This is a genomic window from Agromyces sp. NPDC057865, assembly GCF_042796995.1.
GTDB lineage: Bacteria > Actinomycetota > Actinomycetes > Actinomycetales > Microbacteriaceae > Agromyces.
In genome coordinates this window covers 1,549,752-1,562,999 of the sequence record NZ_JBHVMJ010000001.1, presented here as the reverse complement: position 1 = coordinate 1,562,999, position 13,248 = coordinate 1,549,752, and the positions used below count along the sequence as shown (strand labels likewise).

Genomic DNA, 13,248 nt, shown 5'->3' with positions numbered 1-13,248 from the left:
GACGATCGGCACCGCTGGACGCGCGCGTGTTCAGCGATCGGCGACGTGCAGCGGGTACGCGGCGGCCGCGCGGTCCTCGGCGCTGATGCGCGCGGCATCCTCGGGCACGCGTCCCTCGTGCCAGCGGCGCAGCACGCCCCGCGGCACCTCCTCGGCCACGAGCGCGAACGAGAAGTGGTCGCGCCAGTCGCCGTTGATGTGGATGAACCGCCGCCGCAGTCCTTCGTAGCGGAAGCCGAGCTTCTCGACGACGCGCAGCGACGGCGCGTTCTCGGGGCGGATGCAGATCTCCATGCGGTGCAGGCGCAGGGTCGAGAAGCAGTAGTCGGTCGCGAGGGCGACGGCGGCCGGCGTGATGCCGCGCCCGGCGTGCGCCTGCGACACCCAGTAGCCGATCGAGGCCGAGGACAGCGATCCGAACGTGATCGACGAGACGTTGAGCTGGCCGACGAGCTCGCCGTCGACCTCGATCACGAACGGCAGGGCGTGCCCGGTGCGCGCGTGGGCGAGCAGGTTGCGGATGCTCGCGCGCGTGTCGATCACCGTGCCCCCGCCTGGGTAGGTCGCCTCCCACTGGCGCAGCCACGAGCGGTTGTCGAGCAGCACGCGCTCGAGCACCTTGGCGTCGCGCGCACGGATCGGCCGCAGGGTGACGTCCCCGTCACGCAGCGTGGGGATCGCGGCCGTCGCCATCGTCAGCTCCGTTCGAGGCCGGCGACGTACTCGACGAGCCACGGCTTGAGCTCGGGGCCGAGGTCGTCGCGATCGGCGGCCAGCTGGATGACCGCCTTGATGTAGTCGAGCTTGTCGCCCGTGTCGTAGCGACGGCCGCGGAACACGACGCCGTACACGCCGCCCGCGCCGTCGACGTCGCCCGCCATCTCCATGAGCGCGTCGGTGAGCTGGATCTCGCCGCCCTTGCCCGGGCGCGTGCGCTCGAGGATGTCGAACACCTCTGGCTTCAGCACGTAGCGGCCGATGACCGCGAGGTTCGACGGCGCCACGTCGGCGGCGGGCTTCTCGACGAGGCCCGTGACGCGCACGACGTCGGGGTCGTCGGTGGCCTCGACCTCGGCCGCGCCGTACATGTGGATGGAGGCCGGGTCGACCTCGAGCAGGGCGACGATCGTGGCATCCCGCTTGCCGTGCTCGGCGAGCATGCGCGTGAGCAGCGGGTCGCGGGCGTCGATGAGGTCGTCGCCGAGGAGCACAGCGAATGACTCGTCGCCCACGTGCTTGCGGGCTCGCAGCACCGCGTGGCCGAGACCCTTGGGGTCGCCCTGGCGCACGAAGTGCACGTCGGCGAGGTCGCTCGACTCCTGCACCGTCGAGAGCTTGGAGTTGTCGCCCTTCGTCTCGAGCGTGTACTCGAGCTCGGCGACGCGGTCGAAGTGGTTGGCGAGCGCGTTCTTGTTGCGGCCGATGATCATGAGGACGTCGTCGAGCCCGGCGGCCACGGCCTCCTCGACCACGTACTGGATCGCGGGCTTGTCGACGACGGGGAGCATCTCCTTCGGCATCGCCTTGGTCGCCGGGAGGAACCTCGTGCCGAGGCCCGCCGCAGGGATGACGGCCTTCGTGATCCGTTGAGTCATGCGGACAGCGTATCCGCATGACCCGGCGGGGCGCAGGGGCCGGGCGTCACGTTGCACCGCCCTAGGATGTGTGGCATGCCCGACGATCCGGACGTCCAGAAGCGCGTGCTCCGCGCCGAGCTCCGAGAGCGCAGGCAGAACATGCCGGCGCACGAGCGGGAGCTCGCGACCGAGGGCTTCACGGCCCGCCTCGAGGAGCTCGTCGGGACCACCGAGGCCGAGTCGCTGTCGTGCTACCTGTCGATGCCGAACGAGCCGAACACCCGGCCGTTCGTGAACTGGGCGGAGGCCCGCGGCATCCGCGTGCTGTTCCCCGTCACCCGTGAGGACGGCCTGCTCGACTGGACCGTCGGCGAGGACGAGACCGAGTCGATCGGGCTGCACGGCGTGCCGCTGCCCGACGGCGAGCTGCTCGGGCCCATGGCCATCAACGACGTCGACCTCATCCTCGTGCCCGCCGCAGCGGTCGACCAGACGGGCATGCGGCTCGGGTGGGGACGGGGCTTTTTCGACAAGACCCTCGGTTCGATGGAAAAATGTCCTCCGGTGTACGCCGTCGTCTTCGACAGCGAGTTCGTCGACGAGGTGCCGCGAGAGGTGCACGACCAGCCCGTGAACGGGGTCGTGACGCCCACGCGCATCATCGCGTTCTGAGCGGCGCGCCACGATCCGGAAGAGTCAGACCCACATGCCCACGTACTCCTACCGCTGCACCGAGTGCGGCAACGCCTTCGACATCCACCAGGCGTTCACCGACGACGCGCTCACCGTCTGCGACGTGTGCGGCGGCCGCCTGCGCAAGCTCTTCAACACCATCGGCGTGACCTTCAACGGCTCGGGCTTCTACCGCACCGACTCGCGCGGCGAGGGCGGCAAGGGCGGGGCCGGCGGCTCCGGTGGGTCCAGCGGGTCGGATGCCTCGTCGGGCGGTTCCTCGTCGAGCTCGTCCTCGGGGTCGTCCGACTCCTCCTCGTCGAGCTCCTCCTCCTCGGGCGGCGGCTCCTCCTCGGGTTCGACCTCGTCGGGATCCTCCGCTAGCGTGGCCTGACGTGCCGTCGGAGACCGATCGTCTGGGAGGGACCGTGCTCAAGGGCTTCAAGGAATTCATCCTTCGCGGGAACGTGATCGAGTTGGCCGTCGCGGTCGTCATCGGCGCCGCGTTCACCGCCGTCGTGAACTCGATCGTGAACAACCTGATCAACCCGTTGATCGGCGTGATCTTCCAGGCCGACAGCCTCGACACCGCGCTCGTGCTCGAGATCCCGACCCTGACGGGCGGCGTCGCCGAGGTGAAGTTCGGCGCGGTGCTCGGCGCCATCATCGCCTTCGCCATCGTCGCGACGGTCGTGTACTTCGTCTTCGTGCTGCCGATGAACACCCTGAAGGACCGGGCCGAGCAGAAGCGGAAGACGGGCGAGCCCGACCCGGCCGCACCCGAGACCGAGCTCACGCTGCTGTCCGAGATCCGCGACCTGCTCGCCGCGGAGCGCGAGCGCGAGGGCGCCGGCCGGCGCGACTAGCCGAGCCGCGCGCCGTACCCGCGCACCTCACCAGTGCGGCGGTCGCTCCCGCGTGATGCGGTCGTCGTCTGGGTCGCCCTTGGCACCGGGCTTCCGCTTCGCCGGCCGCGCCTCGCCGTCCTCGCCCGCGCCCGGCACGGGCGCCTCGGGCGTCGGATCGGTGCCCGGAGCGGGCGTCAGCCGCGCACGTCGGGCGCGGCCGCCGGCGCGCTCGACGTGCTGGCGCTCGTCCTCGGCCATCAGCCCGCCGCGGCATCCGCGGGTCGTGCTTCGGGCTTGCCGAGCAGCGTGGCGACGCGCGTCGCGACCGCCTCGGGGTTGCCGAACAGCTCGAAGCTGTGCACGCGCAGGTAGTGCCAGCCGAGCCGGCGCAGCACGTCGGGGCGCAGCCGCAGCGACTCGCGCAGGCTGAGCCCGGTGAACGCCTCGTCGGTCTCGACGACGACGGCCTTGCCGGCGTGCGCGGCCGCGAGGGCGAGCCGGCCGCGGTGGCCGACGCTGACCCGGATGCCGCGGCGCGACAGCCGGCGCGCGAGGTCGCCGAGCATCGACTCGCCGGCGTCCTCGTGGTCGTTCCCGGCGGCCCGCTCCTCGGTCTGGCTCAGGATCTCGGCGAGCGCGAGCACGCCGTGGGCCTGCCGGTCGGCGTCGATGTCCTCGGGGCGGAACGCCGAGACGAGGTCCATCGAGCGACGCGCGCGGGTCATGCCGACCGCGAGCAGCCGGTCGCCGCCCGGCTCGCCGAGCGAGCCGAAGTTCGAGAGCAGGCGCCCGTGCGGCGTGCGCCCGTAGCCGACGGAGAAGATCACGCGGTCGCGGCTCTGCGCCACGGCCTGCTCGAGCGTGAGCACCGTGAACGGCTCGGCGCGGTCCTTGAGGATGAAGTCCGAGAGGTCGGTGCGCTTCGCGAACGCGGCGAGCACGGCCTGGTGTACGCGTGCCGCGTGCTTCGTGCTCGCGGTGATGACCATGAGCGACTCGCGCGGGCGCTTGACGGCGTGCTCCATGACGAGCTCGACGACCTTCGCGACCTCGGGGTCGATGCTCTCGACGGTGCCGGTCACGGCGTCGGGCAGGCCGTTGCCGCGCACGTAGTGCAGGCCGAGGCTGCCGTGCCCGAGGTAGCTGCCCGCCCACGGGAGCGACTCGATGCGGCCGGCGTAGAAGCGGCGGTTCACGAGCTCGGCGAGGTCCTCGCCGCCGGCGCGGTAGCTGCGCGTGAGCGTGAGCGTGGGCAGCAGCTCGCCGAGCCGCGCGAGCGCCGAGTCGGCGTGCAGCGCGTCCACGCCGTGCTCCGTCGAGCGGCCCTCGCGGTCGCCGTCGTCGAGGCCGGTCTCGAAGAGGGTGGGCGTCTGCGTCACCGGGTCGCCGAACGCGACGACCTGACGGGCGCGACGGATCGCGCCGAGGTTCTCGGCGATCGTCGTCGATCCGGCGTCGACGAGCACGACGGCGTCGAACGCGATGTCGTCGTCGATCTCGGGCACCTCGTACGGCGAGGCGAGCCAGATCGGGGCGAGCGTCCGGAACAGGTGCGGCGTCTCGTCGTGCAGCGCTGCAGGACGCACGCGATCGCCGCGCAGCATCCGCTTCAGCTGCTGGGCCTCGTCGGGGTGGTCGACGAGCGCGACCTTCCAGTTCTCGGCCAGGTGCCAGGCCAGCTGGGGACCCGCGGCCGACGCGTGCGCCTCGTCGACGAGGCGGAAGTCGCCCTCGAGCCGGTCGAGCACGGTCGTGTTCGCGCCGAGCAGCGCCTTGTCGCCCGCGAGCATGAGCTCGAGCACCGACTGCCACCAGGCGAGTTCCAGCTCGGCGGCGACCGCGCGCTCGCGCACGTGGCGCTTCGCGAGGTCGACGAGCAGCGGGTCGAGGCCCAGGTCGCGGAGCCGCGAGAGCACGGCCGTGCGCTCCTGCAGGTTGGTGAGCACCTCCGACTCGGCGGCGAGGCCGGCCAGGTTCGCCTCGAGCTCGCGCACGGGACGCGCGGCGAGCTGACGCGGCGTGCCCACCACGCCGAGCGGGGCGTCGAGCGCGGCGAGGTCGGTCGCGACTGTGCGGTAGGCCACGTGCACGTCGTCGATGCCCACCGGCACGGCGGGGATGGCACCCGCCTCCGAGTAGCGCTGCCAGAGCGTGCGCTGCTGCTGGATGCCGCGGAGCGCCCCGTTGAGGTCGCCGACGTGCACGCCGGGGCGCACGTACTCCTGCGCGAGGCGGCGCAGCCGGCGGCGGTTCGCGCCCGACATCCCGGGCGAGTCGCGCCGCGAGGACGTCGCCGCGATGAGCTCGCCGAGCGGCCGGTCGTACACCGAGGGCAGGAACTTGTCGAGCGTGTCGCGCACGTCGAGGAGCAGCCGCAGGAACACGCCGAGTTCCGCGACCGACTCGAACGTGCGGAGCCGGGTCTGCGCGATGAGCGCGCGACCGCGCTCGAGCAGGCGCGGCAGCTCCGTCGTGCTGAGGCGCTTCGCGAGCTCGTGCGCGTGGGCCGCCTCCTCCGACGAGGTGAACGAGGCGCCGTACCAGGGCGAGTCCCCCGGTCCGTAGCGGAACTCGCCGAGCTCGGCCGCGCGCGCGAGGTCGCGGGCCACCTGCTCGCGACCCGTCGCGAGACCGACGAGCGCAGCATGGTCGAGCCGTGCGGTCGTCGACGGCGGGCGGTCGAGCAGTGCGAGGCGGGCGAGCTCGCCGAGGGCGTCGAGCACCGAGACCTTCAGCTCGGGGTCGCGCCGGGTGAGCGCGGAGCGGTAGTCGAGGAGGACCTTGCGCAGGCGCACGAGGGCGTCGTCGACGTCGGCGACGCGGGGCTGCTCGACCTTCTCGTTACGCGAGATCGATTGGATGAGGTCGCGTCGCAGGCCCGCGGTCGTCACCGCCGCGCCCCCGAGGCCGACCTGGCCGAGCCGGTGCACGATGCCGTCGAGGCTCGCGCGCCGCGCGCCGACGACGAGCACGCGCTTGTCCTTCGCCACGAGCGCGCCGATGGCGTTCACGATGGTCTGCGTGCCGCCGGTGCCCGGCAGCGTCTTCACGACGAGCGAGGTGCCGGCCTCGATCTCGGCGACGACCTGCTCCTGCTCGGAGTCGGCGTCGAGCAGCAGCGTGTCGGTCGACGGGGGCCGCTCGTCCTGCGGCACGGGCCGCACGCGCTCGCCCTGCTGGGCGATCGCCGCGCGGGCCGCCTTGTTGCCGGCGACGGCGTCGATGACCGGGTGGTGGAGCTCAGCGACATCCGCGGCCATCGCCGGGCCGACCTCGGCGAACGACGAGACCACGAGGCGCGGCGCGACGTGGAACCACGGCAGGTGCGAGGTCAGGCCGCGCAGCCGGTCGATGACGGGCTGCGGCTTGAACACGCCGTTCGTGATCGCGAGCGCGACGAACGCGTCGGCGTCGAGCGTGATGCGGAACTGCTCCCGGAGCTCGCGCGCGAGCGCCGGGTTGAGGAACGGCTGGCCCTTCAGCTTGAGCTCGAAGTCGCGGCCGTAGCGGCGGATCGCGAGCGGGCGCAGCAGCACCGGTGCGAGGAACTCCTCGCCGCCGTTGCGCCAGGAGGCGAGCCCGATCGCGAGGTGCACCGACTCGATGCCGCGCACCGAGCGCAGCTCGACGCCCTTCTGCGTGATCTCGGCGGCCGCGAGCCGCGCGTTGCGCAGGGCGAGCTCGTCGCGGATGAGGCTCGAGAGCAGGGTCGACTTGCCGGTGATGAACTGCGGCAGCCCGCCCGGATGCGTCGTGGAGAGCTCGATGCGCGTGCGCGGAGTGTCGACGAAGCGGACGAGGGGCGACCGTCCGCCGACCTCGGCGAGCTCGCCGTGCCAGCGTCGCCAGGAGGGCTCGGCGACGTTCCCGGCGACGAGCTCGGGGTTGCCGAGGCTCACGCCGTCTGGGCTGGTGATGTCCTGTCGCATGGGTTCCGGAGTCGCTCCATCGGATGCGGCATCCGCCTCGGGACCGAGGAAGTCCTCCTCGTCATGGTTCCGATCGAGCCGCCACACACCGACACCATACGTGCGATCGCGCGGATTCCCGGGACCCTCGCCGGGCTCCGGCTCGTTTTGGATACCCTTGGGGTATTCGTATACCCTCGGGGTATGCACCATCGCTCCACCCCGCACCACCTCGCACCCGCACCCGCACCCGCACCCGCACCCGTGACCGTCATCGTCGGCGGCGTCGCCGGCGGCATGTCCACAGCCACGCGCCTGCGCCGGCTCGACGAGGACCGCGAGATCCTCGTGCTCGAGCGCAGCGGCGCGGTGTCGTTCGCGAACTGCGGACTCCCCTACCACGTGTCCGGCGTCATCCCCGAGCGGGCGGCGCTCGAGCTGCAGGACCCCGCCCGCCTCGCCGCCCGCTTCCGCATCGACGCCCGCGTGCGCAGCGAGGTCGTCGCCATCGATCGCGCCGCACGCCGCGTCACGGTCCGGCCCGCCGACGGCGCCGACTACGAGCTCGGCTACGACGAGCTCGTCCTCTCGCCGGGTGCGGCGCCGCGCCTCCCCGATCGCGTCGCACCGGATGCCCCGCTCCACGCCTTGCGCACGCTCGACGACCTCGACGCCGTCATGGTCGCGGTCGACGGGCTGCCCTCGGGCGCCCGGGCCGTCGTCATCGGCGGCGGGTACATCGGCGTGGAGATGGCCGACAACCTGCACCGTCGCGGCCTCGCGACAACGATCGTGCAGCGCTCGTCGCGCCTCATCGGCGGGCTCGATCCCGAGATGGCGGCTCCGCTCGCCGAGCACGTGCTCGAGCGCGGACTCGGCCTGCGGTTCGGGAACACCGTCACGGCGGTGGAGGCGCGTCGCGTCGTGCTCGACGACGGGAGCGTGCTGCCCGCCGACCTCGTGATCGCCGCGATGGGCGTCGTGCCCGAGTCCGGACTCGCTCGCGCAGCAGGCCTCGAGATCGGGGCGACCGGCGGCATCGTCGTCGACGACGCGCACCGCACGAGCGACCCCGCGATCTACGCGATCGGCGATGTCGCCGAGAAGCGCGACCGGGTCGACGGCTCCGCGCGCCTCGTGCCGCTGGCGGGCCTGGCGAACCGGCACGGCCGCGCGGTCGCCGACGCGATCGCGGGTCGCCCGTCTATCTCAGCGTCCGCCCTCGGCACGGCCGTCATCGACGTGCTCAGCCTGACGGCGGCGTCGACCGGCTGGTCGGAGGAGCACGCGCGGTCGCGCGGCATCGAGGTCCGGGTCATCCACTCGCACCCGCTGTCGCACGCGGGCTACTTCCCCGGCGCGCGCCCGATGTCGCTGAAGCTCGTGGTCGACGCGCGCACCGATCGCATCCTCGGTGCGCAGGCGGTGGGGACCGAGGGCGTCGCGCGCCGGATCGACGTCATCGCGACCGCGATGGCGGCGGACCTCGCGGCATCCGCCCTCGCCGACCTCGAGCTGGCCTACGCACCGCAGTACGGGTCGGCGAAGGATCCCGTGAACATGCTGGGCTACATCGCGCGCAACCTCGCCGACGGCGAGGACGCGACCATCCAGTGGCACGAACTCGACGACGCGGTCGCCGACGGCGCCGTCCTGCTCGACGTGCGCGCGGCGGGCCAACTCGCGGAGGGCGCGATCCCGGGGGCGACCTGGATCCCCGTCGAGGAGCTGCGCGAGCGCGCCGACGCCTACGCCGGGCGCCGGATCGTCGTCCACTGCCGCATCGGGCAGGGCGCGCACACCGCGGCGCGACTGCTCGCGAGCCTCGGCCACGACGTCGTCAACCTCGACGGCGGCTACCTCACGTGGCGGGACGGCATGCGTGCGCGAGCCCATGAGCACGCCGCGGACGCCACGACCGCCGACCTGCGCGCCGCCTGACCCGAACGAACCGACCCCTGACCCGAACGAACCGACCGCTGACCCCTGAAGGACCCGACATGCAGACCATCTCCCCCACCGCGGCGCACGCCCTCGGCGACGCGTACATCATCGACGTGCGCGAGCCCGAGGAGGTCGCCCGCGCACGCGTCGACGGCGCCGTGCACATCCCGCTCGGCTCGCTCGTCGCGCGCCTCGACGAGGTGCCGCGCGACCGCACCGTCTACCTCATGTGCGCCGTCGGCGGCCGGAGCGCGCAAGCCACGCAGTTCCTCGCCGCACAGGGCGTCGACGCCGTCAACATCGACGGCGGCATCACGGCGTGGCATCGATCCGGACTCCCCGTCGTCGCCGGGGCTCCATCATGAGCATCGTGGACAGCGGAAAGGCAGGCACCATCGCATGAGCACCGTCGGAACCGAGCAGCAGGACGCCCAGCGGCGCATCCTCAACCGCCTGAAGCGCGCCCGCGGCCAGCTGAACGCGGTGATCGACGCCGTCGAGGCCGGCGGCGACTGCCGCACGGTCGTCACCCAGCTGGCGGCGGTCTCGAGCGCGCTCGACCGCGCCGGCTTCGCGATCATCTCGTCGGCGATGCGCGACTGCGCGACGGATGCCGCGACGCCCGCCCGATCCGGGGGTGCACGCCGTGCCGACGGCGCCGAGGCCTCCGAGCCGCTGACGTTCGACGAGCTCGAGAAGCTCTTCCTCTCGCTCTCCTGACACGCGGAGTCGCCTGACCTCGCAGTCACCGCGACGTTCCGAGTCCGCGACGACGCCGAAGCGCCGACCCGAGATCGGGCCGGCGCTTCGTGCTCGTCCTGATCGGGATCAGAGCGCGGCGTGCAGCTCCAGGCCGTGCGCCTTCGCGACGCCCTCGTTGGTGAGGCGGCCGCGGGTCGCGTTGAGGCCCTTCGCGAGGGCGGCGTCCTCGGCGAGGGCGGCCTGCCAGCCGAGGTCGGCGATCCGCATGGCGTAGGGCAGCGTCGCGTTCGTGAGCGCGGGCGTCGAGGTGGCCGGGACCGCGCCGGGCATGTTCGCGACGCAGTAGAAGATGGCGTCGTGGACCCGGTAGGTCGGGTCGGCGTGGGTCGTCGCGTGCGAGCCCTCGAAGCATCCGCCCTGGTCGATGGCGATGTCGACGAGCACGGCGCCCGGCTTCATCTGGGCGACCATGTCGTCGGTGACCACCTTGGGCGCCGCGGCGCCGGGGACGAGCACGGCACCGACGACGAGGTCGGCGTCCTTGAGCTGGCGGGCGATCTCGTACGACGACGAGGCGAGCGTCTTGATGCGGTGCTCGTAGCGCGCGTCGAGCTCGCGCAGCTTCGGCAGCGAGATGTCGAAGACGGTGACGTCGGCGCCCATGCCCATCGCGGTCGCGGCGGCCTGCTCGCCGGCGACGCCGCCGCCGATCACGACGACCTTGGCGGGCGCGGTGCCGGGCACGCCGGCGAGGAGCACGCCGCGGCCGCCCTTCGACGCGTGCAGCGACGCGGCGCCCACCTGCGGCGCCAGCCGGCCGGCGACCTCGCTCATCGGGGTGAGCAGCGGCAGCGAGCGGTCGGCCAGCTGCACGGTCTCGTAGGCGATGGCCGTGACTCCGGAGTCGAGGATGGCGCGCGTGAGCGGCAGGTCGGCGGCGAGGTGCAGGTAGGTGAAGAGCGTGAGGTCCTCGCGGAGGAAGCCGTACTCCTGCTCGATCGGCTCCTTCACCTTGAGCACGAGCTCGGCCGACCACGCCTCGGCGGCGGTGCCGACGATCGTCGCGCCGGCCTCGCGGTACTCCTCGTCGGTGTAGCCGGCACCGAGGCCGGCACCGGCCTGGATGTCGACGCGGTGGCCGCGCCCGACGAGGGCGTGCACCCCCGCCGGCGTCATCGCGACGCGGAATTCGTTGTTCTTGACCTCTGCGGGCACGCCGACGTGCATGGTGATCTCCGAATGCTGTGGGGTGGGATTGCCTCCATGGTGACGTGTCGTTCGACGGATTGGAAGACCTTCCGAATCCTGTTCGGTAGAATGCACTCGATTCATTCACTTGTTCGGAAGGAGCCTCGCCCGTGGCCGATGCACCGCAGATCAGCGCACCGGGCCGCGTCGAGCTCGACGACCTCGACCGGCAGATCGTGACGATCCTGCACGAGAACGCGCGCATCCCGAACGTCGAGCTGGCGCGCGAGGTGGGCATCTCCCCCTCGACGTGCCTCGCCCGCGTCCGCTCGCTGCGCGAGCGCGGGGTGATCGTGCGCTACACCGCCGAGATCAACCCCGTGGCGCTCGGGTTCACGCTGCAGGCGCTCGTCAGCGTGCGCATCCGGCCCGGCGCCCGCCACCTCATGGAGCAGATCTCCGACGAGCTCCGCCGCGAGCCCGAGGTCGCCCAGCTGTTCTTCCTGGGCGGCACCGAGGACTTCCTCATCCACGTGCGCGTGCGCGACAGCGAGCACGTGCGGCAGTTCGTGCTGAAGAACCTCTCGGCCAACCCGGCCGTCGCGCTCACCGAGACGAACCTCGTGTTCGAGCACCACACGGCGCTGTCGGCGGGCCTGCGCGCCGTGATCTGAGCCTCAGCCCTGCAGCGGCAGGATCTCCGAGAGCTCGAGGTCGTCGGGCGACTCCAGCTGCTCGTACGTGCAGCTCTCGGGGGTGCGGTCGGGGCGCCACCGGCGGAACTGCGCCGTGTGCCGGAACCGGTCGCCCTCCATCTTCTCGTAGGCGACCTCGACCACGAGCTCGGGCCGCAGCGGCACGAACGAGAGGTTCTTGCCGGCGCTCCAGCGGCTCACCGCGCCTGGCATCCGCGTCGAGGCGTGCGCCTCCTGGTCGGCCCATTCGCCCCACGGATGCTGCGACAGGTCGTCCGCGACGTACGGCTCGAGCTCGGCCACCAGCGACTTCCGCTTCGCCATCGGGAACGACGCGGCGACCCCCACGTGATGGAGCCGCCCGTCGTCGCCGTAGAGCCCGAGCAGCAGCGAGCCGATGATGCCGCCCGTCTTGTGCCAGCGGAAGCCGGCGACGACGCAGTCGGCCGTGCGCTCGTGCTTGACCTTGAACATCGTGCGCTTGTCGGGCTGGTAGGTGCCGTCGAGGGGCTTCGCCACCACGCCGTCGAGCCCGGCGCCCTCGAAGCGCACGAACCAGTCGCGCGCCTCGGCGAGGTCGGCGGTGGCGGGCGTGAGGAAGACGGGGTCGGATGCCGCGGCGAGCGCCTCCTCGAGCCGCGTGCGCCGCTCGACGAACGGTCGGCCCATGAGGTCCTCGTCGCCGATCGCGAGCAGGTCGAAGCCGACGAACGACGCGGGCGCTCGCTCGGCGAGCATGCGCACCCGGCTGTCGGCGGGATGGATCCGCTGCTGGAGCGCGTCGAAGTCGAGCCGCCCGTCGATCGCGAGGATGATCTCGCCGTCGACCACGCACCGCTCGGGCAGGTTCTCGCGCAGCGCCTCGACGAGCTCGGGGAAGTACCGCGTCATCGGCCGCTCGTTGCGGCTGCCGAGCTCGATCTCATCGCCGTCCTTGAACACGATCGTGCGGAACCCGTCCCACTTGGGCTCCACGTGGCCCACGTCGGGGATCTCCTTCACCGACTTCGACAGCATGGGAGCGACGGGCGGCATCACCGGGAGGTCCATCCGTCCATCATGGTGGCGGCGGCGCCGTTCCGCACCCGTCGAGCGACCGTGGACGCGAGGAGGCCTCGGGTAGCACCGCCCCCGAACGGGGTCAATCCCCTGCCCCTGGTGAGCGCTGCCGACGTACCGTCGGAATCGGCCGGTCCCATGGGGGAGGTCGGCCGTGCGAGCGAGGAGTCTGAGATGAGCGATCCGAACCCTACCGACCCGAGCGCGGCCGACGAACTCGACGAGGCGGTCGACGCCGCCGAGCAGCACCAGCAGGCCGAGGAGGACGCCGACGCCGACGAGCACGTCGTCGTGCGCGACCCCGACACCGGGCACGTGGCCGAGGAGCCGGCGCAATGAGTGCCATCGTCGACCAGCCGGCCCACGACGACCGGCCGAAACCCCGGCACGGACTCCCGCCGATCGGCATCTGGTGGCCCATGCTCGAGCGCCCGCTGCAGCGCGAGGTGCTCGAGAACCTCCACGCGCCCCTGCGCGTCTACGTCGTGCGCCGCATCTTCGAGCTCTGCGAGCTCGAGGACGAGCCGCTCCCCCGGGGCGACCTCCGGCTCGGCTCGAACGAGCGGGCCTACATCGCCGGCTGGGTGCACGCCGTCGACTGGACCTGACGGGCGCGCGTCGGCGCGTCGGATGCCCCGCGGCCCCCGCCGCACGG

The 13,248-nt window shown here is 72.4% G+C and carries 15 protein-coding genes; 9 read left to right on the top strand and 6 right to left on the bottom strand.

Features of this window, described 5'->3' with window-relative positions:
* Positions 1–30: 30 nt before the first annotated feature.
* Positions 31–693 (bottom strand): GNAT family N-acetyltransferase, encoded by a 663-nt coding sequence (locus tag ACFVN5_RS07445; RefSeq protein ID WP_376954248.1) that lies wholly within the window; start codon positions 691–693, stop codon positions 31–33.
* A 2-nt stretch (positions 694–695) separates the two neighbouring features.
* Positions 696–1,595, bottom strand: coding sequence for a UTP--glucose-1-phosphate uridylyltransferase GalU (galU, locus tag ACFVN5_RS07440; protein ID WP_376954247.1), 900 nt, complete (start codon positions 1,593–1,595; stop codon positions 696–698).
* Positions 1,596–1,670: 75 nt separating this feature from the next.
* Here galU and ACFVN5_RS07435 point away from each other — a divergent pair, with 75 nt between their 5' ends.
* Genes ACFVN5_RS07435 through mscL form a run of 3 tightly spaced genes read left to right on the top strand, consistent with a single transcriptional unit; the run spans position 1,671 to position 3,115 of the window.
* A complete protein-coding gene (locus ACFVN5_RS07435; RefSeq protein WP_376954246.1) occupies positions 1,671–2,249 on the top strand; it encodes a 5-formyltetrahydrofolate cyclo-ligase in 579 nt (192 codons plus the stop codon).
* A 34-nt stretch (positions 2,250–2,283) separates the two neighbouring features.
* Entirely contained in the window at positions 2,284–2,643 is a 360-nt protein-coding gene (locus ACFVN5_RS07430; protein ID WP_376954245.1) for an FmdB family zinc ribbon protein, read from the top strand.
* Positions 2,644–2,677: 34 nt separating this feature from the next.
* Complete coding sequence (gene mscL, locus ACFVN5_RS07425; protein ID WP_376954244.1) at positions 2,678–3,115, top strand: large conductance mechanosensitive channel protein MscL; 438 nt, start codon at positions 2,678–2,680, stop codon at positions 3,113–3,115.
* Between the two features lie 27 nt (positions 3,116–3,142).
* Here mscL and ACFVN5_RS07420 read toward each other — a convergent pair whose 3' ends face one another.
* Together ACFVN5_RS07420 and ACFVN5_RS07415 are read right to left on the bottom strand one after the other, a co-directional pair.
* Positions 3,143–3,355, bottom strand: a complete 213-nt coding sequence (locus ACFVN5_RS07420) for a hypothetical protein (RefSeq protein ID WP_376954243.1) — start codon at positions 3,353–3,355, stop codon at positions 3,143–3,145.
* On the bottom strand, positions 3,355–7,113 hold the full coding sequence (locus tag ACFVN5_RS07415) for an AAA family ATPase (protein WP_376954242.1): 3,759 nt from the start codon (positions 7,111–7,113) through the stop codon (positions 3,355–3,357). Before ACFVN5_RS07415 ends, ACFVN5_RS07420 begins: the two co-directional genes overlap by 1 nt.
* A gap of 96 nt (positions 7,114–7,209) precedes the next feature.
* Between ACFVN5_RS07415 and ACFVN5_RS07410 the strand changes: the two genes are divergently transcribed.
* From ACFVN5_RS07410 to ACFVN5_RS07400, 3 genes are read left to right on the top strand one after another with little or no spacing between them, the layout of a single operon-like run.
* Entirely contained in the window at positions 7,210–8,946 is a 1,737-nt protein-coding gene (locus ACFVN5_RS07410) for an FAD-dependent oxidoreductase (RefSeq protein WP_376954241.1), read from the top strand.
* Between the two features lie 59 nt (positions 8,947–9,005).
* Positions 9,006–9,314 carry a rhodanese-like domain-containing protein gene (locus ACFVN5_RS07405; RefSeq protein ID WP_376954239.1) on the top strand — a complete coding sequence of 103 codons (309 nt, stop codon included), beginning with the start codon at positions 9,006–9,008 and terminating at the stop codon, positions 9,312–9,314.
* Between the two features lie 34 nt (positions 9,315–9,348).
* Positions 9,349–9,669 carry a metal-sensitive transcriptional regulator gene (locus ACFVN5_RS07400; protein ID WP_376954238.1) on the top strand — a complete coding sequence of 107 codons (321 nt, stop codon included), beginning with the start codon at positions 9,349–9,351 and terminating at the stop codon, positions 9,667–9,669.
* 108 nt (positions 9,670–9,777) lie between these two features.
* Here ACFVN5_RS07400 and ald read toward each other — a convergent pair whose 3' ends face one another.
* Complete coding sequence (gene ald, locus ACFVN5_RS07395; protein ID WP_376954237.1) at positions 9,778–10,878, bottom strand: alanine dehydrogenase; 1,101 nt, start codon at positions 10,876–10,878, stop codon at positions 9,778–9,780.
* Positions 10,879–11,009: 131 nt separating this feature from the next.
* On the opposite strand from ald, the gene ACFVN5_RS07390 reads away from it, so the two are divergent.
* Entirely contained in the window at positions 11,010–11,513 is a 504-nt protein-coding gene (locus ACFVN5_RS07390; protein ID WP_376954236.1) for an Lrp/AsnC family transcriptional regulator, read from the top strand.
* Positions 11,514–11,516: 3 nt separating this feature from the next.
* On the opposite strand, the gene ACFVN5_RS07385 is transcribed toward ACFVN5_RS07390, so the two are convergent.
* Positions 11,517–12,584: an ATP-dependent DNA ligase gene (locus ACFVN5_RS07385; protein WP_376954235.1), complete on the bottom strand. Its 1,068-nt coding sequence runs from the start codon at positions 12,582–12,584 to the stop codon at positions 11,517–11,519.
* 183 nt (positions 12,585–12,767) lie between these two features.
* Here ACFVN5_RS07385 and ACFVN5_RS07380 point away from each other — a divergent pair, with 183 nt between their 5' ends.
* Positions 12,768–12,932, top strand: coding sequence for a hypothetical protein (locus ACFVN5_RS07380; protein ID WP_376954233.1), 165 nt, complete (start codon positions 12,768–12,770; stop codon positions 12,930–12,932).
* On the top strand, positions 12,929–13,201 hold the full coding sequence (locus tag ACFVN5_RS07375; RefSeq protein ID WP_376954232.1) for a hypothetical protein: 273 nt from the start codon (positions 12,929–12,931) through the stop codon (positions 13,199–13,201). The genes ACFVN5_RS07380 and ACFVN5_RS07375 overlap by 4 nt, the downstream gene beginning before the upstream one ends.
* Positions 13,202–13,248: the final 47 nt, after the last annotated feature.